Below are 21,168 nucleotides of genomic sequence, written 5' to 3' on the forward strand. Positions count from 1 at the left end.
TTCCGGCAGTGGAGGTCTTACTATTCGTTAATGTGGAAGGAAGAGGGTTTTTTCGTGTCTGATAATTCTAGGAATTTACAAAGTACAGAAACGTATTATGTTATAATCATAATGTAATTATTGGAAAATAAGAGAAGGGTTGGATATGGATGATTGAAATTGTTAGTGTATCAAAGAGCTATAATGGTAGCAAATTTGCGGTAAAAGATTTAAATTTAACAGTGCCGAGCGGAGAGATATTTGGTTTTTTAGGACCAAATGGTGCAGGGAAATCAACGACAATTAAAATGATAACAGGTATTCACTCTCTTGATAGAGGGACGATTTCTGTAAATGGAAAAGACATTACGAAAGAGCCGCTTGAAGCGAAAAAGTTATTTGGGTATGTTCCTGACAGTCCTGATATGTTTTTGCGCTTAAAAGGGATTGAATATTTAAATTTTATGGCGGATATGTATGATGTTCCGAAGGACGTGCGCCAAGAAAAGATTCGAACACTAGCAGAGCGTTTTAGTTTGTACGAAGCATTATCTGATCAAATTCAAAGTTACTCACATGGAATGCGCCAAAAAATTATTATTATTGGAGTTTTGTTGCATGATCCAGATGTCTGGATTTTAGACGAGCCAATGACGGGATTAGATCCAAAATCGGCATTTATATTAAAACAAATGATGCGTGAACACGCTGATAAAGGGAAAACAGTGTTCTTTTCAACGCATGTGTTAGAAGTTGCTGAAAAAATATGTGATCAAGTTGCGATTATTAATAAAGGAACACTTCAATTTCAAGGGAATTTAGCAGAAATACGGGAGCACTTTGAATCTAATGAATCTCTTGAAAAAATGTTCTTGGAGATGACAGAAAATGAATAAAATTTGGATGTTAACGAAAATATTATTAAAGATGAACTATGCTGATATGGTAACTGATAAGAAGAAGCGTGTTACATCTTTATTTTCATTATTAGGTCTTTTGCTTGTTGGGTTTTTATTTATAGCTCCACTTGCGAATGGTGTGTATGGCGTATTAAAACAAGTTAATCAGGAAAACGTACTACTTGGCATGGGATTAGCTATTGGCAGCATCTGGGTATTTGTGTTTAGTATTACGACAATTTTAACAGTGTTTTACTATAGCAATGACGTTGAAATGTTATTACCACTACCACTTAAGCCCGCCCACATTATTACTGCGAAGTTTATTACCGTTTTAATTACACAATATGTAATGACTTCGTTTATTTTATTTCCTATTTTCATTGTGTATGGATTACAAAGTGGTGCATTTATTACATATTATGTTTACTTTTTAATTGTTTACGTATTTTTCCCGATTATTCCGTTAGTTCTTGCTTCACTTCTTATGATAATCATTATGCGTTATACAAATATTGCAAAAAATAAAGATCGAAATAATATGTTTATGGGGTTATTTACTTTATTACTAGTTGTCGGTATTAATATATTTATACAATGGAAAAATAGAAGTGCTGCTTCTGGGCGATCAGCAGCAGACTTTCTTACAAATAATCAGTCTTCATTTCTATTTGAAATGACAAGCTATTTTCCGACAACATATTTTGGTGCAATTGCATTAACAGAAAGTACTTCGTGGAAAGGGACTTTATATTTACTTCTTTTCGCTGCGATTTCGTTCGCATTTTATGCATTGTTTTTCTATGTTGCAGAACGCACATATTTAAAAGGGGTTATTGGGATTTCAAATAGTACTGCGAAAAAAGAAGTGATTTCTTCTGAGAATTTTAATAAAGCTACCGTACAAAATTCACACTGGAAAGCATATGTGAAAAAAGAATTTCGTATTTTGACTCGTACGCCACAATTTTTTATTAATTGTATTGTGCAAACTTTCGTGATGCCAATTATGTTTTTCTTTATTATTTTTGTGCAAGACGGTAACTTAGCTTGGATAAATAAATTTATAAATGATAGTAAAACAACAGGTCTTGCGCTTGGTCTTGCTTTTTGTGCAGGTATGTTTTTAATGGGGTCCAACGTTATTGCGACAACATCTTTTTCGAGGGAAGGTCGTACGTGGTTTATCAATCGTTATTTACCAGTTAAGGCAGAAGGCATTTTCTTTGCGAAAGTATTTACAGCTTGGCTCATTAATACTACTATTTTAGCGATCGTTGGTCTAGTGCTTATCATTGTAGGCGGTGTGTCACTAGTATTTATCTTACTTTGGTTCTTACTTTCTGCAAATGGGTTATGGTTAAACAATTTAATTGGCACACGTTGGGATGCGCAAACAGCTGATATTCATTGGGATACCGAACAAAAAATGTTTAAAAGTCGTTATACTACGCTTTGGAACTTTTTTGTGAATATACTGTTAGTGGGCATTACTGTTGGCGGAGTATGTGCATTATTTTTCTCATTAGGAGTTGGAATGTGGGGGATGTTTTTCAGTATCCTAGTTATTTTCACTATTGTAAATGTGATCGTGTCTCGTAGTTTACAACTTGGTGCTGAACGTATTCTAGCAAATATTAAATAAATCGTAAATCCTCTGTTACTGTACAGAGGATTTATTATATGAGGAGGAGAAATTGCTATGGGGAAAATTGCAATTGTCACAGGTGCAACAAGGTTACATGGGATTGGAGCAGCAGTTTGCAAAGAATTAGCTCAGAAAGGAATAGATATCTTTTTTACTTATTGTTCTCGCTATGATAAAGCGATGTCTTGGGGAATGAACAGAGATGAGCCGTTTTTATTAAAAGAAGAAGTTGAAAGTTTTGGCGTACGTTGTGATATGGCTGAGATTAATTTGGCGCAGTCTTATGCACCGAACCGTTTGTTATATATGGTATCAGAACGTTTCGGAGAGCCAACAATTTTAGTAAATAATGCTGCATATTCTATAAATACAAATTATGAGTCAATCGATGTGGAAGAGTTAGATTCGCATTATACGGTGAATGTAAGAGCACCGATTTTGTTAAGTACACTATTTATGAAGCACTTTACAAAAGAAACAGGCGGAAGAATTATTAACCTTACGTCGGGGCAATCATTAAGGCCGATGCCAGATGAACTTGCATATGCCATAACAAAAGGTGCAATCGAAACATTTACGACTTCGATTGCACCAGCTGCTGCCAAAAAAGGAATCACAGTAAATGCGGTTAATCCAGGACCAACGGATACAGGGGCGATGAATGAAGAGGTGAAACAGCATCTTGTAACGAGATTTCCAGCAGAAAGAATTGGTGAGCCAAAGGATGCAGCTCAGTTGATTGCTTTTTTAGCAAGTGAAGAAGCGGCATGGGTGACCGGACAGGTTATTCATTCGACTGGAGGATGTTATTGAGAAATTTTCATTTTCAATAAATAATAAAAAGGGATTTTTGGAAGTATATAGAAACCTATTTGGGAGGCGAAATTGTAATTTTAGGAGGCTTATTATGAAATTGAAAAAAATATCGATTGCTTCTTTGGCAATTGGAGCGATGCTCTCCATTACAGCTTGCGGTACCTCAACAGAAAAAGAACAAGCAAATCAAGGTAAAAAGGAACAAACAAACAATCAAGAAGAAGCGAAAACAACAAGTGCAGAACAAACAAATACGAGTAAAAATGAGGAAAAGGATTCAAAAACAACAAACGCAGATGGGAAAACTGAAACGAAATCAACGAATGCAGAGCAGACAAAAAATGAGAAAAACGGAACAAATGAAACGAAATCAACGAATACAGATCAAACAAAAAATGAGAAAAACGGAACAACTGAAACAAAATCAACAAATGGAAAGCAAAATGCTAGTGTGAAGAGTGGGGTAAAAGAAGTTGTACAATTAATAGAAGAAGTGGACAAGCAATTGAAAGCTAATCCAAAACAAGAAGCTGTAAATAAACTTGGCAAGCAACTTACTGATAAATGGGATGTAGTTGAGAAAGAAGTTGAAACGCAGCACGTATCCGATTATAAAACAATTGAGCAAAATTTATATCCACTCCTTGTTGAAATGGGAAAACAAAAACAAGATTTAAAGAAGCTAAAGACATTAACGACGAAAACAAAGCAAGATTTAAATCAATTTTTGAATAAGCTTTAATCAAAAATGAATGCGAAATTAAATCTTATCTTATATATAGCCTATGTATTAAAAGGAGAAACGTAGCAGAAATGTACGTTTCTCCTTTTATAATTCGTTGTAACAAATACATAAAAAAATCAAGTATGTACGGGAGGAGTCAATTAACGATATAAATATTGTTTGAAAGTTCCATTTTCAATACAAGCAAGAGGAATCGTTTGTTCTGTTCCTTCCTTCATATTTCGTAAAACAGCTACATTGTTATTTATTTCTTCTTCACCAATAATAAGTACATATGGAATGTTTTCTTTGTTTGCATAGTTAAGGGCTCGTTTTAATTTACGATCTGCCAGTTCAAGTTCTATCTTTACATTTTCATTTGTTCGCAATGTGTGAGCAATTTTTAAACACTTTGCCTGTGTTCCGAGTGGAATGATAAAGATATCGACAGAAGAGGAGGCACGTTCTTTTTGGATAAGAGCAGTATAAATGACGTCTAAACCAAACGAGATTCCAACTGTCGGATAAGATTTATGATCACTTCGAAATGCACCAATGATGTGATCATAGCGCCCACCACTACCAATGCTAGAAGTAATACTGCCATCGGTTAAAAATATTTCATAAATCGTTCCGGTGTACATTGTGAGCCCTCTTGCAAGAAAAGGAGAGAACATTGTATTAGATTGAATGCCAAGTGCAACTAAGTATTGCCTAAGTTCTTGAAGTTCAGTAACTCCTTCTTTAACAAGAGGGTTAGGGAAGGCTTTATCAAATTCAGAAAGTGGCATGGACATACATGTTTCTAATGTCTTACATAACATATCAATCGTTTCACTTTGTATTTCTCGATTCATTAAATCATTTCTTACACCGTCAATACCGATTTTCTCAAGTTTATCTACAGATAAAATAACATCTTGCACCTGTGATTCGGGGATTTGAATCGCTTGTAACAATCCTGTTAATAGTTTTCGGTTATTATATTGAATGGTTACGTCTAAGTTCAATTTGTTAAATATATCAAGAGCCATTACCATTAATTCAGCTTCTGCTAAGACAGATTCAACGCCAACTATATCTACATCACACTGTACAAACTCTCGAAATCTCCCTTGTTTAATTGGACCGTTACGAAATACTTTCCCAATTTCATAACGTTTAAAAGGAAGGCGGATTTCTGGATTCATAGCGACAACTTTTGCAAAGGGAATGGTTAAATCATACCGCAGTGCAAGTTCGCGATTACCTTGATCTTGAAGCGTGTACATCTCCTTTAAAATTTCAGATCCTCCTCCGTATTTATAAGCCATCAAATCATACATGTTCAAAATAGGTGTTTCTAGTGGTTTGCAGCCATAAGCCTCAAATGTTTCTTCACAAGTCCGTTTAATTGTATTACGCAGCATTTGTTCTTCAGGTAAATAGTCTTTTGTCCCTTTTACATTTTGCAAGTTCATATTTATCACTCCTTTTTAAAATAAAAAAAGCTATGCAGGTATGAAAATACCCACATAGCTTTATAATCGCTTCGTGGGTAAACAGGAACAGCCCTGTACCCACGAAGAAAAAATTTCTTCGGATACAAGGCTTTATGTATGATGATGAAGTTGGAAAGAACAATCTATTCTAAACATAAGCAATCTCTCCTATAGATTTTTAAGTAGTATACTACGAATTATTGGAATTATCAATTTTTATTTTTGTTTAAAAATAGATTGACAAAATTAGGAATGTTTAATAGTGTATTAGGTGTACTATATGTAATAGTACACGTAATATTAAGAAGATGGAGGAATTCTATGATTGAAGTAAAGAATTTATCATACTCTTTTAAGGTCGGTAAAAAAGGAAAGGAACAATCCATTCGAGTGTTAGACAATGTTTCATTTTCTATAAATAAAGGAGAAAGAGTAGCAATCGTTGGTAGAAGTGGTTCAGGAAAATCCACACTATTACATTTATTATCTGGGTATATAGCACCAAATATAGGCAGTATTTTTGTACAAGATATTGATACTACAAATTTTACTGAAAAAGAATGGGCTCTATTTCGACTAGAACATTTTGGGTTTGTCTTTCAGAACTTTCAATTGATTTCTAGTTTAACAGCTTTTGAAAATGTGGAACTTCCGCTTACACTCAAAGGAATAGAAAAGAAAGAGCGGACAGATAGGGTTTTAGAATTATTAACAAAATTAGGTTTGCAATCATATAGGCATCATTATCCGAATGAGTTATCAGGTGGGCAACAACAGCGTGTTAGTATTGCAAGAGCGCTTATTACAGAACCGGGGATTATCTTAGCTGACGAACCAACTGGAAGTCTGGATACAGAAACAGAACAAGATATTTTGCAGCTTATTAAACAATTGAACGAAGAAAAGAACATCACATTTGTCATGATTACGCATGATGAAGCAGTGGCTTCAATTGCTGATAGGAAATTACGCCTAATTGATGGTCGTTTAATAGATGGGAGGGTTCCATTTGAAGTTTAAAGATCAGTTACAATTTGTATGGCGGAATATGAAGAAAAATAAGCTAAGAGTATTTATGACGATTTTTGCGACAACAATTGGTTGTGCATTTCTTATTGTCTTAGCCTCTGTTGGTTTTGGGCTACAAAAGAGTATTACAGATGATATATTATCAAGACAAATTATTACGGAAATTAGTATTCATGGAAAAAAAGATAAAAAAGAAATTTCTGAGGAAGATTTAAATTATTTAAAGCAAAGTTCTGAAATAAAAGCAGTAATTATGCAAAAATATTGGACGATGCAAACTGAAGCTTTCTTTGAAAATCGTATTGGAAATGTACAAGCAGTAACAACGAATATGGAAGAAGAACTGAAAGCGCAAGCAGAACTAGCAGAAGGCCGCCTTCCGAAAAACAAAACAGAAGTAGTAATTGGTCATAATTTCGCGAAGAGTTTGTTAACTGCGGAAGAAAAACAAGTAATAGAAAATGAGCCGGATAAAAAGGTGACTGGTTATGAAGGAAAACTTTTAAATAAGAACATAATATTAAAAATAAAAGATGAGAAAGGTGAAGTGAAAAAAGAATACAATTTTACAGTTGTCGGAGTTTTAAAGGCACCATCAAGAGATTGGATGGAAGACAATCGAATTTATATGAATGCAGAAATAGAAAACGAAATAAATGAATTATTTAAAGAGCAGGGGGGGAAAAACGAACTATTTCATCCTGAAATAAAGGTATATGCAAAATCGTTTGATAAAGTGGCAAGTACAACAAAAATGTTAAAAGAAAAGGGATTTCATGTATATTCTGTTAGTGAAGAAATTGAACAAGTAGATACTTTCTTCTTGATTGTAAAGATTGGACTAATCTTTGTAGGTACAATTGCTGTACTCATTGCATCAATTGGAATTTTTAATACGATGACGATGGCTGTAACGGAGCGGACAAGTGAGATTGGTATTATGAAAGCTATTGGAACAAATCCAGCAATCATTAGAAGGATGTTTGTAATGGAGAGCGCAATAATAGGATTTGTTGGTTCTCTGTTAGCGATTTTCATCTCATACCTTATTAGTTTAGGTGTAAATGAATTAATTCCCATTTTATTAAAAGAATTTGCAAAAACGGAGGCACCAAAAGGATTTATATTTTCAATGATTCCCCCATTTCTTATTGTTATTTCTGTTTCTATTAGTATAATTATTGCGATTTTTTCTGGACTAAGGCCGGCAATAAAGGCAACTAATATTAATGTGTTATCAGCAATTCGCCGAGAATTTTAAACAAAACCTGTCTCATCTGTTGAGACAGGTTTTGTTATGAAGTAATGGAACTAGGTGTTGCGTTACTAATTTTGATTAGGGCGGCGCCATTCATAAAAATTTGTAATCCTCTTTTTCCAGCACTAATGCTAACTGGGTCTAAATTTGCAGCAGATTCGTCAATAAAGAGTGGATAATTTTTCTTCACACCAAGTGGTGAAACACCGCCGCGTATGTATCCTGTTAATCCGAGTATTTCTTTCATTGGAACCATTTCAACTTTTTTATTTTTACTTGCAGATGCTAACGCTTTTAAATTGAGCTCTTTATGCGAAGGGATACAAGCCATAATGACCCCCGTTTTATCGCCGCGAAGGACGAGTGTTTTAAAGACTTGTTCTAATTGTAAATGAACTTGCTCAGCGACATGTTTCGCATCTAGGTTCTCCTCATCCCATTCATATTCGTGAACTGTATATGCGATTTTGTGCTTATCTAATAAACGACAAGCATTTGTTTTACTACTCATGTTACACACTTCCTTTTTTAGTTCTTCTTTTTAGTATACAAAATTTTGCAAATTAAGACAGGGAAAATAGGAAAGGACAAGAATATGTAACATAAAGTGAAGCTTCCATGAGTGGGGATTTTTCTTCATCCCCCACTCATGGAAAGCCCGCCCAATCGGGCTTTTACTGCCCTAAAGTAGCGGGATAAATCGTAAAAAGGAAAGAGGAAAAGTGATGTGGAGAACGACTGATCTTTATGATGCAAATGAAATGAAAGTGCAAGTATGTAAACCATTATTTCAATCGTATGGAAAGACAAAGCAGTTTCACGGGAAAATCGCGACGGTGAAAGTTAAAGATGATAACGTACTCGTAAGAAGGGCGCTAGAGATGGTACCAGAGGGAACGGTATTAGTTGTAGATGGAGAGGGTTCAACAAATTGCGCATTACTTGGTGATAATTTAGCAAACATAGCAAGGGAACGGAATTTAGCAGGCATAATTATCTATGGATGTGTTCGTGATTGTGTGGAACTTCGGAAAATAGAACTCGGTATTTTAGCAATTGCGACAATGCCAAAGCGAAGTGTGAAAGAAGGGAAGGGAGAAACAAATATTCCTGTGTCTTTTGGCGGAGTTTCTTGGATTCCAGGAAATTATGTTTATGTTGACGAAGATGGTGTAATTGTATGTGAAAAAGAAATTCATCATGAGTAATGATATAAAAATGAGGGAATAAAGTGAAGATTCTATTCGTGTTTTTTCCATCTTCTATTGATGGCTACTTGTTACGGATCCTATCTTTTTGGAATTTCTTACAATCTTGAGATGGGGGGCTTAATGCCCACGAATAGACGGATAAAAATATTGTTATTCTTAAGAAGGAAATATGATAAATGATGGACAAAAAAATATATAAATAGTAAAATAGTACAGAATTTTGTAAGATCGCAAAATTTTATGATGTAAAAAATTATTGTTTCCTATATAAAGGAAGCAACAAAGGTGTTATGTATGTATTGAATATTCATTTCGACGCGTGTTTATGCGGATCCATTGTGGGATGAAGGAAACCCCCACTAATGGAAGTTTCACTTTATGTGATTGTTAGGAGAGGGGAGGATTCATCAGTATGACGAACATGAAAAAGTGGTTGTTAACGTCATTTATGACAGTTGCATTGGTTGTGTTGTCTTTTGTAAATACTGTACATATTACGTTTGCTGAAGGGAATACAGCAACGTTAGCGATTGTTGGAGATTCACAAAAAGGAATTATGCTATGTCCAAAAGAAGTTGCCATTCAAGATGGAGAAACAGCCTATAGTTTACTCAACAAAGAAATGGGTAATAAAGTAACGGCAGAAAATACAAAATACGGTGCATATATTAAAGGTATTGATGGATTAATGGCTGGTGCAACAAGCGGCTGGACATATGAGGTAAATAATCAATCACCAATGGTTGGGGCAGATAGCTATAAATTAAAGGCTGGAGATGTTGTAGCGTATCGCTATGTTGTGGATTGGAACAATATGAATCAAGAAACTTTGCAGCAAGTGTTAGAGAAACTTGGTACGTGTAAGAAACAACCTGATACGGAAAAACCAAATACAGATAAGCCAGATGCACCAAAACCACAAGAACCTACAAAAGTTGATGTAACAAAGAAAGTTGATGAAGCGATTGCAAAAACTGCACAAAAGATGATGAAAGACGGTATCGATAGTGACTGGGTCATGATTGGACTTACTCAATCAGGTCAAGAAGTTTCTAAAGATGCAAAGTCTAGTTATTTACAATCGATAGTAGAACGTGTTGAAGAAAAAGAAAATAATTTTTCTTCTACTGAATTAGCGCGTACAATTTTAGCAGTTTCAGCAGTAGGTGGAGATCCAACAAACATTGCTAGTAATAACTTAATTTCAAAGTTATATAACTTCGAAAAGACAGATTCTATTACAGGTTACATTTTTAGTTTAATTGCGTTAGACACAAAAAAATATGAAGTGCCAGCGAATGCAAAATGGAATCGCGATGGCTTAATTAAAGCAATTTTAAAATCACAACATACAGACGGTAGCTGGGCGTATATGGGGAATTTAGAGGAACCAGGTGATGCTGATGTAACAGGGATGGCTCTTACGGCATTAGCACCATATCAAGATCAAGCAGAAGTAAAACAATCGTTAGAAAAAGCGAAGCAATATTTAGCTAGTACACAAACAGGTAAAGGTGGATTTTTATCTGCTGGTGTAGAAAATGCTAACAGTGTAGCGCAAGCTGTTCTTGGGCTAGCGGCAGCTGGTATCGATCCAACGAGTGCTACATTTACAAAAAATAATTATAATGCGGTCCAAAATCTATTATCCTATCAACTGGAAAATGGTGGGTTTAAATGGTTGCCAGCTGATACGGAAGATAGTGGCATGACAACGGAGCAAGCAATGTTAGCACTTGTACAATATAAGAACTTTTTAACGGGTAAAGGCTCTGTTTATGATTGGACAAAAACGGGGGCGTCAACAAATGAAGGAAATAAACCAACTGACGAGCCAAAACAACCAGTAGCAGAAGAACCGCAAAAGCAAACAAATGAACCTTTTGCCTCAAATGATGGAAAGCAACCCGTACAAAAAGAGACGAAAGTAGAAAATCGTTACTTACCAGAGACAGGTATGTCAGGTGGAGGCATTGCTACGTCAGCAGCGCTCGGCGTATTATGTATGACCGGTGCATATGTATTATGGAGAAGAAATGCGGCTTGACAAAATTAGGAGCAAATATTTGCTCCTAATTTTATTATGAAAGAAAGGTGTGAGAAAGATGAAAATGATGAAATGGCTTGTATTGTTAGTTTTCTCATTTAGCTTTATTGCGGGATGTAGTCAAAATGAAGTGAAAACCGACACAAAAGTTGCTGAAAAGCAAATAGAGAAAAAAGAAGAAAAGAAGCAAGAAGAGAATAAACAGGAAGAGCAAAAACAAGAAGATAGTAAGCAAGAACAAAAGCCAGCAGAAGAACAGAAACAAGCAGAGAAACAAAAAGAAGAAAAAAATGCAGATTCAAAATCTATAGAACAGAATCACTCTCAAACGAAAGCGGCAGAACCATCACAAAATCAACAAGAACAATCGAAAGTTGTAAATGAACCGAAAGAAACACCGAAACAAGAAAATGTACAGCAGACACAAGTAAATCCAGTACCTGCACCAGAACCAAAATCGGAGCCGAAACCAGAACCAAAACCAGAGAAAAAGATAGTTACGTTATCAGTTCGGGATGATCAAGGTGCAATTTTAGGAGATACAGAAGTAGAACTTCAAGATGGAGATACTGTGTTTAAAGTGTTAGGCCGGACATTGAAGCAAAAAGGGATTCAAATGGAATATACAGGTTCAGGAAGTGGTGTATATGTTCAAGGGATTAATAACTTATACGAGAAAGCTAAAGGTGCCGGGAGTGGATGGAAATATAGTGTAAATGGCGTTGTTGCTAATATGGGTGCGGGTAGGTATAAAGTGAAACAAGGAGATAAAATTGAATGGTTTTATACGTTAGATTATAGGAAAGAAGAGCGGTAAAGGTCAATGAAACTAGCATTTTCTTCTATGCATCCATTCGTTAATTTCCTGTATTATGTAGGGGTGATGATACTATGTATGGTATGTCTTCACCCTGTTTTTTTAATTGGTGCAATTTGTATGATCCTTATATTAAATATTACGCAAGGTAATGGAGAAAAATTGAGAAAAATGTTACCTAGTTCACTTTTTTTCGCTTTTATTATTACAATAGCCAATCCGTTATTAACGCATCGAGGCAGTACGATTTTATTTTATATTGGTTATAATCCAATTACATTAGAAGCTGTAACATATGGATGCACAATGGCGTTATCGTTGGTTGTCATTATGTTTACATTCACCTCTTATAATGAAATGATTTCGAGTCATAAGTTTTTATATTTATTTTCCCGTATTTCACCAAAAGCAGCATTGCTCACGATGATTACAGTCCGTTTTGTACCTTTATTTATGAGGCGTCTTACTCATATTACACTTGTACAAAAAACAAAGGGAGTTCAAGTGGATGCGGGTTCTTTGAAAGAAAGGGCACAGAATGGTATGAAGCTTTTACAAGTATTATTAGTTTTCTCATTAGAAGAAGCACTTCAAACGGCTGATTCTATGCAAGCACGTGGATTCGGTGTGACAAAACGAAGTACATATATTCGGTACCGTATGGGACGTAGAGATTGGTTGATCCTTAGTTTGTTCGTCATTTTATTTGTATGTTGTCTTTTCGGTGTAAGTAGGGGATATGGTATTTTAACAATCTATCCAAAAGTAGAATCGCTGTTTTTAGAGCGGAATGATGTGCTTGTATTGATTCCATTTCTTATGTATATAAGTCTACCAATTCTAATAGAAGGAAGAGAGTGGTTATGGTGGCGCATGCAGAAATAAAAGAGTTGTCATTTACATATACAGACGAGGAGTCTGCTGCTTTATGCAATGTATCTTTATCTATTTCCCATGGAGAATTTGTTGTATTAGCAGGCCGTTCTGGTTGCGGTAAGACGACGCTATTAAAACATTTCAAAAAAGAACTTCTCCCAATTGGTATGAGAGAGGGCAACATGTATTATGATGGAGCATCCTTACAAACAATACCAGATTTATTATCGGCTCAGGAAATCGGTATGGTATTTCAAAATCCAGAGAATCAGCTTGTGATGGATACGGTGATTCAAGAACTTGCATTTTCATTAGAGAACATCGGCTATGAAACAACTGTCATTCAAAAGAGAATTGCTGAATTAATTAGTTTTTTAGGATTTCAAGATATGTTACATCAATCTGTACATACGTTATCTGGAGGACAAAAGCAGCTTGTAAATTTAGCTGCTGTACTTGTTTTACAGCCTAAATTGTTGTTATTAGATGAACCGACAGCACAGTTGGATCCAATTGCAGCAAAAGATTTTTTAGGACTATTGAAACGAATTCATGAAGAATTAGGAATTACAATTATTATGAGTGAACATCGTTTAGACGAAGTGGTTCCGCTTGCTGACCGAATTGTTTTTATGGATGAAGGAACCATTGTTTATGATGGAAAGCCAAATGAAGTGATTCCAGAAATGTGGAAAGTAGAAGCGTTCCGCCCATATATTCCGCAAATTCCACGATTGTTTTTAGAGTGGAAGGCTGAACATGTTCCGTTTACAGTTCGTGATGCACAAAAACAAATTCGTCCTATTTTAAATGAGTTTCGGTATGACATACCATTACAGCATATAGAAAAAAGAGATGTACTATTACAAGCAAAACATGTTTCATTTCAATATGAAAAACATGGACCGTTCATTTTACAGGATTTGACGTTGGATGTTAAACAAGGGCAATGGACAGCGCTTGTTGGAAAAAATGGTACTGGAAAATCAACGCTATTAACGCTTTTAGCAGGATTGCAAAAATGTCGCAGAGGAAAAGTAATTTGGGAAGGAAAGCCCATTCATAAAGCGGAAGTGAAAGAACGTTTTAAAAACATCGGTTATGTGTCCCAGTATCCTTACTATCATTTTACGCATGATACTGTTTGGGACGAGTTATTGAGCCGTGCAGAAGAATTATATAAAAGAGAAGCGAATGAACAAGTAGAAGAAATGCTTCGGAAGTTTTCAATCTTCCATATTCGCAATCGCCATCCGCATGATTGCAGCGGCGGGGAACAGCAATTAATTGCTCTTTGTACAGTATTATTATCAAAGCCAAATCTCTTATTATTAGATGAACCGACAAAGGGACTAGATCCAGGGAAGAAAGAAGAACTGGGCAAGTTGTTTCAACAATTACAAAGAGAAGGAACGACAATTGTTATGGCGACGCATGATATTGAATTTGCAGCAAAATATGTGGATAACTGTATTATGTTATTTGATGGGAAAATTATCATGGAAGAAACACCGGCGCGCTTTTTTAGTGAGAACTTTTTTTATACAACGTCAACTAATCGGTTTATTCGTAAACAATTGCCGTATGCTTTAACGTGGGAGGATGTGTTTGAGGCGTGTCCAAAAGATATGCTTGTATCGTTTTAGCGGTTTTGTTCGTATTGATCAGTACACTTTTATTTACGTCTATTGTGACGGATCAATACTACATATGGTGCAGTATCTTCTTTTTAATTATGATTATGCTGCCATTTTATGTGCGTTTTGAGAGAAAAGCGTTTGTTTCACGTGAAATTGTACTTGTAGCTGTCCTAGCGGCAATTGCTGCGATTAGCCGTGTTCCGTTTTCGATCATTCCAAGTGTACAACCAACGTCGTTTGTTATTATCGTATCAGCAATTGTATTTGGCAGTGAGACTGGTTTCCTAATCGGGGCAACAGCTGCACTTGTTTCTAATATATTTTTAGGACAAGGACCTTGGACGCCGTGGCAAATGTTTTGCTGGGGTATGATGGGATTTTCGGCAGGACTATTGCGGCATACGTGGATGATGAAAACATTATGGGGAAGAATTCTTTTTGGTTTTATCGCAGGATTTGCTTTTAACTGGATTATGAATTTATGGTTCCTTATTGGCTTTTTGAAAGAATTAACATGGGATACTTTTATTAAAGCATATATTACAAGCTTTTATTTTGATCTTGCTCATGCACTTTCCAATGTCCTTTTTCTTTGGATGTTTAGTACATCTTGGCTTAAAATATTGACACGCTTTAAGAAGAAGTATGGCATATTAGAATAAGGAACTACCATACACGCATTCTTACGTAAAGAGTGAATAAGTTCTTCTAGTAAGGCATACATATATACAGTAGGATCGCGACTTACATATTCGTTTGCCTTTTGAGACACTTCTTACATCATGTAGGGGGTGTCTTTTTTAATTGTAGAATTTGAAAATATGGAGATATACGGTGTGTGTGAAATCGTTAATTCAGTTTATTTTTTCATTGCTACTACAGTATTATTTCAATTGAAGGGCTGATAGTAAGTTCATAAATAAAAAAGTAAGCATGATTCATACGTGCTTACTTTTTTTGTTGTGGATTTTTTATTCCTGAGCCAAAATTTCCGCTGTACTATCACATTGTTGCAGCGCATGTTGAACAGCTTGCAAAGATTGCTCAATCCGTTGACGATTATCCGATTTTTCAACTGTTTGTAAGGCGTTTTGTAAGCAGTTCGTTGCTTCGTGTAAAGCTTGGCAAGAATCTTGAACGTGACCGCGTGCATTTTTTGGCATGACTGCGCCTCCTTTGGTCTTATACATTTGTAGTATGAGCAAAATGAAATAAAATATCATAGCATTCTAAAAAATGAATTCTGATCATTCTTATAAGAATTGGCTTTTTTGGTTGCACTCATTATAGTAAGAGATAAAGTGAATATTTTCTTATCCAGAGAGGTGGAGGGACTGGCCCGATGAAACCCAGCAACCGCAATGCAGGTGCTAATTCCAGCAGAACAGTTTTGTTCTGACAGATGAGAAGGAAGAGATATGATCCGCTTCTTCTTATCGAAGAGGTTTTTTTATTGCAAAAAAACCGATAATGAAAGATGGATAACGAGAAGAAAGGAGCGAGCATATTATGACACTTGAGAAATATATTACACTACGTAATGCAATTTATAAATATATGGAAGAGAAGGAAGAGCCGATTACATTATTGGATATTCAACAACATATTGCAGCTGAACATAAAGGGAAATTTGCGAAGAAGATGCTGCAGCAATTTTACTTACTGCGACTGCTAGATGAGTTAAAGTTGGATGGGAAAATTACTTTAGCAGAGCCGCACAAATATATAGATGATAAAGGTATTTACTACACAGTAAAATAATATAGAGGGAGCTACTCTCTCTTTTTTATAGTAATATTTGTTTGGAAATTAATTCTATTTGATAAGTATTATGTAGATAAAAAGACTGTGCAATGCAGTCTTTTTATAAGGAAATGGTGCTGTGTGTAGTGTTCAAAAATTAAATGTGCCCCGAAAGATGGGCGTTCTCGGCTAGCAAATAAAAAAGACACCATCGCCGAATAGGTGCCTGTCGTTTTGTCAAAGAGGCTTGCCCTCTGACATGTATTAGAATAGCATGTGAGTATAGAGAAAGTCAAAAGGGAATTAAAGGAAGGTGTTGTTTACAATGAACATATTAATTGTATATGCACATCCAAACTCTTATAGCTTCAACGATGCCATTTTGAAACAAGTGAAAAATAGTAAACAAGAAAAAAGAGAGAACTGGCTGCAAAAGATATATGAAAAGGCAACAAGATTATGAAAAATAGGGAACTGATTTACAAAATTGCGAATGTATGTAAAAGAGAAGATGATTTGTTTGGTTCTTATCTTGATTGTTTACTTGGTATAAAGGAGAATAGCAAGCAATTTTCTAAAGTCAAACAAGAAGTGCGAGAAGAGTATCTGATAAGAGGTATTTGTGAGAGAGAAGTAGACATGTTAGTAGAACAAAGTGAACAAGTTGCAGATATGCATATACCTAAGTTGCTCCGATGGGAATTTTTACAGGAAAATGTCCATTATATAGAAGAGATCTGTTCAATGGTATTTCAGTTAAAACCGTTATGTTTTTCAGAAGAACAATGGAAATATGTAATTTCAATTATAGAGAAAGAGCTGTCATGAGACAGCTCTTTTCGTAACAAAAACTTCGAAAATTTCAACTTAATTAGAGGGCTCTTTTTGTAAGTGCTTCGCGATTTGTAAATACATATTCCCATATGCGGATTGTATTTCTCCATTATGATTCGCATTGGAAGAAAAATGAACGATAACCATATGTGCAGTTGGATCGATATATAATCTTTGTCCATAACTGCCAAGTACTTCAAATGCCCCATGCTCGTTATGGGAAATCCACCACTGGTTATGATAAGAATATTCCTCGCCATCGCCAACTGGGAGTTCGTATTTGTTAATATGTTTCATTTCTTCAATAATAGATGAAGAAATAATTTGTTTTCCGTCATATACACCATTGTCCAGAATCATCTCCCCGAATCTTGCCATGTCTCGAGCTGTGGCATTTAATCCTGCACTTGCTTGTTCCACCCCAGTTTGATCAACAACGTAATATGCATTTTCTTCTGCGCCAATTGGTGACCAAATACGTTCACTTACTAGATTTGCGAGCGATTTTCCTGTTATAGTACGAAGGATCCATGCTAGTGTTTCAGCAGAACCGTTATTATATGAAAATGTTTCTCCTGGAGCAGCGGTTTCATTTGCTTCTAGTAACATGTCATATATTGTTGCCGGTCCATTATAGTTTTTACGACGAGGAAGAAGATTGCTTGCTAAATATAACTGTGCATCTTGATTACTTAATCCAGCTTGTTTAAAGCCGTGAGTTGGATATTCTACTGAAACTTGCATATCTAAAAGTTGTTGAATTGTTGCGATTCCAAATGGTGTTCCTTGTAACTCTTTTACATATGTTTCAGCAGTTGCATTGGGTTGTAGTTTTCCTTCTTCAATGAGTGAGTTAACGAGCAGCCCTGTAAATACTTTTGTTACCGATGCCATACCGTGCGGTTCGTTTTCTTTATATCCATGAAAGTATTGTTCATATACAAGCTTTCCATCATGTAAAACAATAAAGGCATCTGTTTTTTGTTTTTCTAATAATTTCCGAACCGTTGTATTATTTTCATTTTCATCTGTGATTTCTAGATTATCTAGATTTTGCAAATTAGCCTGGATTGAGGATACATAATTTTGATTTTTAGCAACAACTTTTGTTGATGCAAATTCACGCATATGTGAATAAGACCAACGGAGATAGGGATCTTGTAACCAGTTTTTTTTCGTTACTGTTTGTTTTGAAGAAAAACTTTTATTTGGATTGAATAACGTAAATCCCATACCAGTTAATATACATACAAAAATCAAAATGATTAAAATGAGCGGGGATTTTTTAAATCTCATAATATAAGCCTCCTTCTTATATTATTATAATAGATAGGCTTATAAAGAAGCAAAAAAAGGAGAGTAAACGTAGAAGTTTACTCTCTCTTATAGGATTAAGCAGATAATTTTTCTTGCGTTGTTTGCTTTTTGAACTTTTGTTTCCGTCCATGAAGAAAATAGTAAATCAATAATGTAAATGCAACAATAATCGAAGAAATAAAATACATATGATGATAACTTGAATGTGCTGCGATAATGCCTAGTACGAAAGAACCAATACCGATTCCTGTATCGAAGAATGAGAAATAAGTGGCTGTTGCAGATCCGCGTCGATGATTTGGTGCGACACTAACTGCAATTGTTTGGAAGCTTGGAATTAAGGTTCCATATCCAAAGCCGATAAGTACGCCAGCAGCCAGTAACCAAAATGGTGTTTGTGCTTGGCTTAAAACGAACATTCCCATCATAAAGATAATAATAGATGGATAAATGAGAACATTTTCTCCGAATCGATCGAATATTTTTCCTGAAAATGGTCTGGAAGCAACAACTACAATTGCGTATACAACAAAGAAATAACTAGCAATATCTGCCATGCCAAGCTCCTTCGCATAAACGGGAATAAATGAAAGAATACCGCTATAGGAAAAGGAAAGTACACAACCTGTCAGAGCAATTGGAATTGTTGAAGGCTCAATTAAATCTTTCCATTGCATACGTTTCTTTTCGTTATTGCCTGCTGTTTTTTCGTCAGGAATATTTACTAATAGTCCGCATAGAAAAGCAAGTATAGAAAATATAGAACAAAGGATAAATAAACCTGTAAATGAGAACTTGGAAATAATCGTTAAACCTAAAAAAGGACCGATAACCATCGGTAAGCTCATAAATACTCCGTAATAGCCAAGTGCTTCACCGCGCCTGTGGGGTGGTGCTACATCTGTTACGATTGTACCAGTAGCTGTTGTTGCCATTCCAAATCCGATGCCATGAAAGAAGCGAAGAGCAAGCAGTAAAAATAAGCTTTGTGCACCGAAGTACATTACTGTTGCAGCTAAAAATAACGAAAGGGAGATGAATAAAATCTTCTTCCTTCCTAAATCATCAAGCCATTTCCCTGTAAATGGTCGGCAAATTACAGAAGCAATAAGAAACACTGTTGCGACAAGACCCATTTCTTCAGGTTTTCCTTTTAATCCGTCAATAACATATATAGGTAAAGTTGTCATTAACATATAAAATGTTAAAAAGAGAAATAGACTACTCAAACATGTTCCAATGAAGTCTTTCGTCCAAAGTTTTTGACTTTCCATAGTCATCCCTCCAATTTCTAATCGAGATTATGAATTACTTTTTGTAGTACGTGAAAAGCAAGGCGCAGCTCTTCCTCGCTAATGTCTTGTAATGTCTTTTTCTCAAATGAGTCTACTTCTTCCTGCCAACTTGGTATCATTGCAATTGCTGTTTCTGACAAAGAAATGAGTTTCTCGCGTCGATCTGTTCCTTCTGCCCGAGTAATCCATCCCATTAATTCCATACGTTTTAAAGTACGAGTCATTGTTGGAGACTCAACGTTTAAATAATGACACAATTCTGTTTGCGTGCACGGTCCGGTTTGATTTAGTCTGAAGATTACAGCCCACTGCGCACTGTATAAACCAGTTGGAGAAACGCGTTCATTGAACCTCTTGGAAAATTTCCGAGAGGTTTGGCTGACAGTGTGAAAAAAGTGTTGTTTTTCGTCCATATTTTTTGTCCTTCCAATTAGTTGCCTAGCTAACTATATCCTTTTTCATCTGAATTGTCTAGTAGTCCATTATTATGCTAATGTAAAATATTAGTTGATTTTCTGATTGAGAACATATATTCTATGTGATATTATTGAATTAGAATTTTCTGTCTTTTGAAATGTATGTAATTGATACTTTTGAGGGGGAAAGAGAATAATGAAACCTGGCATTATGAAATCAGTAGCATTATCAAGTGGAGAAACAATTGCTTATCAAGAAGCGGGGAATGGAACAGAAATATTAGTGCTTATTCACGGGAATATGACATCTTCACAGCATTGGGATTTAGTTATAGAACAATTACAAGATTCTTATCATATTTATGCCCTTGATTTACGTGGTTTTGGATTTTCAACTTATCACCATCCAGTTGATTCATTGAATGATTTTGCAGAAGATGTGAAGTTATTCGTAGATAAACTGCAATTAAAAGATTTTTCATTGGTCGGATGGTCAATGGGAGGAGGAGTTGCTATGCAGTTTGCAGCAGCTTATCCGATGAATGTGAACAAACTCATACTGGTAGAATCAGTAGGAGTGAAAGGATATCCAATTTTTAAGAAGGACATAAATGGTCAACCAATTGTGTCTAATCTTTTAAAAACAAAAGAAGAAATAGCGGAAGATTCTGTTCAAATTGCGCCTGTTGTCGAAGCTTTAAAACAAAAGGATAAGCAGTATTATCGCAATATCTGGAATTTACTTATTTATACGCATCATCAACCTAGCCCAGATCGCTATGAAAAATATCTGAATGATATGTTGACGCAACGCAATTTTGTTGATGTAAATTATGGACTTGTAACATTTAATATATCAGATGAACATAACGGAGTTGTAGCCGGGAACGGGGATATGAAGCGTATTCAGATGCCAATATTAGTTATACAAGGTGATCGTGATTATGTGGTGCCTAAAGTAGTTGGTGAAGAACTGGCAAACCATCTACCAAATGCAAAATTGGTCGTGTTAGAAGATTGCGGACATTCTCCATTTATTGATTGTTTAGAGGTGTTTATCAATGAAGTAATCGCATTTTTGAAAGAGTAGCTGCATTGTTTCCTATTGCAAATAAGAAACGATGCAGCCATATGTAAA

At 35.4% G+C, this 21,168-nt stretch carries 22 protein-coding genes and 1 riboswitch; of the genes, 16 read left to right on the top strand and 6 right to left on the bottom strand.

Annotation, left to right across the window (positions count from 1 at the left end; translation table 11 throughout):
• Positions 1-149: 149 nt before the first annotated feature.
• The 4 genes from MR076_RS17155 (at position 150) to MR076_RS17170 (ending at position 4,084) form a co-directional block, all read left to right on the top strand.
• Positions 150-875, top strand: a complete 726-nt coding sequence (locus MR076_RS17155; protein WP_242222480.1) for an ABC transporter ATP-binding protein — start codon at positions 150-152, stop codon at positions 873-875.
• Positions 868-2,523 (top strand): putative ABC transporter permease subunit, encoded by a 1,656-nt coding sequence (locus MR076_RS17160; protein ID WP_242222482.1) that lies wholly within the window; start codon positions 868-870, stop codon positions 2,521-2,523. The genes MR076_RS17155 and MR076_RS17160 overlap by 8 nt, the downstream gene beginning before the upstream one ends.
• A gap of 57 nt (positions 2,524-2,580) precedes the next feature.
• Entirely contained in the window at positions 2,581-3,339 is a 759-nt protein-coding gene (locus MR076_RS17165; protein ID WP_242222483.1) for an SDR family oxidoreductase, read from the top strand.
• A gap of 94 nt (positions 3,340-3,433) precedes the next feature.
• Positions 3,434-4,084 (top strand): hypothetical protein, encoded by a 651-nt coding sequence (locus MR076_RS17170; RefSeq protein WP_242222485.1) that lies wholly within the window; start codon positions 3,434-3,436, stop codon positions 4,082-4,084.
• Positions 4,085-4,227: 143 nt separating this feature from the next.
• Here the strand turns inward: MR076_RS17170 and MR076_RS17175 are convergent, their stop codons facing one another.
• Positions 4,228-5,526, bottom strand: a complete 1,299-nt coding sequence (locus MR076_RS17175; protein ID WP_242222487.1) for a histidine--tRNA ligase — start codon at positions 5,524-5,526, stop codon at positions 4,228-4,230.
• 342 nt (positions 5,527-5,868) lie between these two features.
• Between MR076_RS17175 and MR076_RS17180 the strand changes: the two genes are divergently transcribed.
• Together MR076_RS17180 and MR076_RS17185 are read left to right on the top strand one after the other, a co-directional pair.
• Positions 5,869-6,567, top strand: a complete 699-nt coding sequence (locus MR076_RS17180; protein ID WP_242222489.1) for an ABC transporter ATP-binding protein — start codon at positions 5,869-5,871, stop codon at positions 6,565-6,567.
• Complete coding sequence (locus MR076_RS17185; RefSeq protein ID WP_242222491.1) at positions 6,557-7,837, top strand: ABC transporter permease; 1,281 nt, start codon at positions 6,557-6,559, stop codon at positions 7,835-7,837. The genes MR076_RS17180 and MR076_RS17185 overlap by 11 nt, the downstream gene beginning before the upstream one ends.
• A 34-nt stretch (positions 7,838-7,871) precedes the next feature.
• On the opposite strand, the gene ybaK is transcribed toward MR076_RS17185, so the two are convergent.
• Positions 7,872-8,345 (bottom strand): Cys-tRNA(Pro) deacylase, encoded by a 474-nt coding sequence (gene ybaK / locus MR076_RS17190; protein WP_242222493.1) that lies wholly within the window; start codon positions 8,343-8,345, stop codon positions 7,872-7,874.
• 214 nt (positions 8,346-8,559) lie between these two features.
• Between ybaK and rraA the strand changes: the two genes are divergently transcribed.
• The 6 genes from rraA (at position 8,560) to MR076_RS17220 (ending at position 15,087) form a co-directional block, all read left to right on the top strand.
• A complete protein-coding gene (rraA, locus tag MR076_RS17195; protein WP_242222495.1) occupies positions 8,560-9,042 on the top strand; it encodes a ribonuclease E activity regulator RraA in 483 nt (160 codons plus the stop codon).
• A 415-nt stretch (positions 9,043-9,457) separates the two neighbouring features.
• Entirely contained in the window at positions 9,458-11,092 is a 1,635-nt protein-coding gene (locus tag MR076_RS17200) for a DUF4430 domain-containing protein (RefSeq protein ID WP_242222497.1), read from the top strand.
• Between the two features lie 58 nt (positions 11,093-11,150).
• Positions 11,151-11,909 (top strand): DUF4430 domain-containing protein, encoded by a 759-nt coding sequence (locus MR076_RS17205; protein WP_242222499.1) that lies wholly within the window; start codon positions 11,151-11,153, stop codon positions 11,907-11,909.
• A gap of 6 nt (positions 11,910-11,915) precedes the next feature.
• Positions 11,916-12,794 (top strand): energy-coupling factor transporter transmembrane component T, encoded by an 879-nt coding sequence (locus MR076_RS17210; RefSeq protein ID WP_242222501.1) that lies wholly within the window; start codon positions 11,916-11,918, stop codon positions 12,792-12,794.
• Positions 12,773-14,431 (top strand): ABC transporter ATP-binding protein, encoded by a 1,659-nt coding sequence (locus MR076_RS17215; RefSeq protein WP_242222503.1) that lies wholly within the window; start codon positions 12,773-12,775, stop codon positions 14,429-14,431. Before MR076_RS17210 ends, MR076_RS17215 begins: the two co-directional genes overlap by 22 nt.
• Positions 14,401-15,087 carry an ECF transporter S component gene (locus MR076_RS17220; protein ID WP_242222504.1) on the top strand — a complete coding sequence of 229 codons (687 nt, stop codon included), beginning with the start codon at positions 14,401-14,403 and terminating at the stop codon, positions 15,085-15,087. The genes MR076_RS17215 and MR076_RS17220 overlap by 31 nt, the downstream gene beginning before the upstream one ends.
• Before the next feature lie 309 nt (positions 15,088-15,396).
• On the opposite strand, the gene MR076_RS17225 is transcribed toward MR076_RS17220, so the two are convergent.
• Entirely contained in the window at positions 15,397-15,588 is a 192-nt protein-coding gene (locus MR076_RS17225) for a hypothetical protein (RefSeq protein WP_242222507.1), read from the bottom strand.
• Between the two features lie 147 nt (positions 15,589-15,735).
• Positions 15,736-15,834: riboswitch (SAM riboswitch) on the top strand.
• 100 nt (positions 15,835-15,934) lie between these two features.
• Between MR076_RS17225 and MR076_RS17230 the strand changes: the two genes are divergently transcribed.
• From MR076_RS17230 to MR076_RS17240, 3 genes are all read left to right on the top strand, one after another.
• Positions 15,935-16,186 carry a hypothetical protein gene (locus MR076_RS17230; protein ID WP_242222509.1) on the top strand — a complete coding sequence of 84 codons (252 nt, stop codon included), beginning with the start codon at positions 15,935-15,937 and terminating at the stop codon, positions 16,184-16,186.
• A 307-nt stretch (positions 16,187-16,493) separates the two neighbouring features.
• The gene (locus tag MR076_RS17235) at positions 16,494-16,631 is read left to right on the top strand and encodes an NAD(P)H-dependent oxidoreductase (RefSeq protein ID WP_242222513.1); all 138 of its coding nucleotides are present in this window, start codon (positions 16,494-16,496) and stop codon (positions 16,629-16,631) included.
• A complete protein-coding gene (locus MR076_RS17240; protein WP_242222515.1) occupies positions 16,628-16,996 on the top strand; it encodes a group-specific protein in 369 nt (122 codons plus the stop codon). The genes MR076_RS17235 and MR076_RS17240 overlap by 4 nt, the downstream gene beginning before the upstream one ends.
• Before the next feature lie 39 nt (positions 16,997-17,035).
• Here the strand turns inward: MR076_RS17240 and MR076_RS17245 are convergent, their stop codons facing one another.
• The 3 genes from MR076_RS17245 to MR076_RS17255 all read right to left on the bottom strand — a co-directional run bounded on the left by MR076_RS17245 (position 17,036) and on the right by MR076_RS17255 (position 20,027).
• Positions 17,036-18,298 carry a serine hydrolase domain-containing protein gene (locus tag MR076_RS17245; protein WP_242222517.1) on the bottom strand — a complete coding sequence of 421 codons (1,263 nt, stop codon included), beginning with the start codon at positions 18,296-18,298 and terminating at the stop codon, positions 17,036-17,038.
• A gap of 95 nt (positions 18,299-18,393) precedes the next feature.
• Entirely contained in the window at positions 18,394-19,593 is a 1,200-nt protein-coding gene (locus MR076_RS17250) for an MFS transporter (protein WP_242222518.1), read from the bottom strand.
• A 17-nt stretch (positions 19,594-19,610) separates the two neighbouring features.
• Positions 19,611-20,027 (bottom strand): MarR family winged helix-turn-helix transcriptional regulator, encoded by a 417-nt coding sequence (locus MR076_RS17255; protein ID WP_242222520.1) that lies wholly within the window; start codon positions 20,025-20,027, stop codon positions 19,611-19,613.
• 196 nt (positions 20,028-20,223) lie between these two features.
• On the opposite strand from MR076_RS17255, the gene phaZ reads away from it, so the two are divergent.
• Positions 20,224-21,120: an intracellular short-chain-length polyhydroxyalkanoate depolymerase gene (gene phaZ / locus MR076_RS17260; RefSeq protein ID WP_242222606.1), complete on the top strand. Its 897-nt coding sequence runs from the start codon at positions 20,224-20,226 to the stop codon at positions 21,118-21,120.
• Positions 21,121-21,168 lie beyond the last annotated feature (48 nt).

The organism is Bacillus cereus group sp. BfR-BA-01380, assembly GCF_022663535.1.
GTDB lineage: Bacteria > Bacillota > Bacilli > Bacillales > Bacillaceae_G > Bacillus_A > Bacillus_A cereus_BB.

What these genes read in the sequence shown, in the direction of transcription:
- MR076_RS17155 (WP_242222480.1), top strand. Translation starts at nt 150, where the DNA reads ATGATTGAAATTGTTAGTGTATCAAAGAGCTATAATGGTAGCAAATTT.
- MR076_RS17160 (WP_242222482.1), top strand. Translation starts at nt 868, where the DNA reads ATGAATAAAATTTGGATGTTAACGAAAATATTATTAAAGATGAACTAT.
- MR076_RS17165 (WP_242222483.1), top strand. Translation starts at nt 2,581, where the DNA reads ATGGGGAAAATTGCAATTGTCACAGGTGCAACAAGGTTACATGGGATT.
- MR076_RS17170 (WP_242222485.1), top strand. Translation starts at nt 3,434, where the DNA reads ATGAAATTGAAAAAAATATCGATTGCTTCTTTGGCAATTGGAGCGATG.
- MR076_RS17175 (WP_242222487.1), bottom strand. Translation starts at nt 5,526, where the DNA reads ATGAACTTGCAAAATGTAAAAGGGACAAAAGACTATTTACCTGAAGAA.
- MR076_RS17180 (WP_242222489.1), top strand. Translation starts at nt 5,869, where the DNA reads ATGATTGAAGTAAAGAATTTATCATACTCTTTTAAGGTCGGTAAAAAA.
- ybaK (WP_242222493.1), bottom strand. Translation starts at nt 8,345, where the DNA reads ATGAGTAGTAAAACAAATGCTTGTCGTTTATTAGATAAGCACAAAATC.
- rraA (WP_242222495.1), top strand. Translation starts at nt 8,560, where the DNA reads ATGTGGAGAACGACTGATCTTTATGATGCAAATGAAATGAAAGTGCAA.
- MR076_RS17200 (WP_242222497.1), top strand. Translation starts at nt 9,458, where the DNA reads ATGACGAACATGAAAAAGTGGTTGTTAACGTCATTTATGACAGTTGCA.
- MR076_RS17205 (WP_242222499.1), top strand. Translation starts at nt 11,151, where the DNA reads ATGAAAATGATGAAATGGCTTGTATTGTTAGTTTTCTCATTTAGCTTT.
- MR076_RS17210 (WP_242222501.1), top strand. Translation starts at nt 11,916, where the DNA reads ATGAAACTAGCATTTTCTTCTATGCATCCATTCGTTAATTTCCTGTAT.
- MR076_RS17215 (WP_242222503.1), top strand. Translation starts at nt 12,773, where the DNA reads ATGGTGGCGCATGCAGAAATAAAAGAGTTGTCATTTACATATACAGAC.
- MR076_RS17225 (WP_242222507.1), bottom strand. Translation starts at nt 15,588, where the DNA reads ATGCCAAAAAATGCACGCGGTCACGTTCAAGATTCTTGCCAAGCTTTA.
- MR076_RS17230 (WP_242222509.1), top strand. Translation starts at nt 15,935, where the DNA reads ATGACACTTGAGAAATATATTACACTACGTAATGCAATTTATAAATAT.
- MR076_RS17235 (WP_242222513.1), top strand. Translation starts at nt 16,494, where the DNA reads ATGAACATATTAATTGTATATGCACATCCAAACTCTTATAGCTTCAAC.
- MR076_RS17240 (WP_242222515.1), top strand. Translation starts at nt 16,628, where the DNA reads ATGAAAAATAGGGAACTGATTTACAAAATTGCGAATGTATGTAAAAGA.
- MR076_RS17245 (WP_242222517.1), bottom strand. Translation starts at nt 18,298, where the DNA reads ATGAGATTTAAAAAATCCCCGCTCATTTTAATCATTTTGATTTTTGTA.
- MR076_RS17250 (WP_242222518.1), bottom strand. Translation starts at nt 19,593, where the DNA reads ATGGAAAGTCAAAAACTTTGGACGAAAGACTTCATTGGAACATGTTTG.
- MR076_RS17255 (WP_242222520.1), bottom strand. Translation starts at nt 20,027, where the DNA reads ATGGACGAAAAACAACACTTTTTTCACACTGTCAGCCAAACCTCTCGG.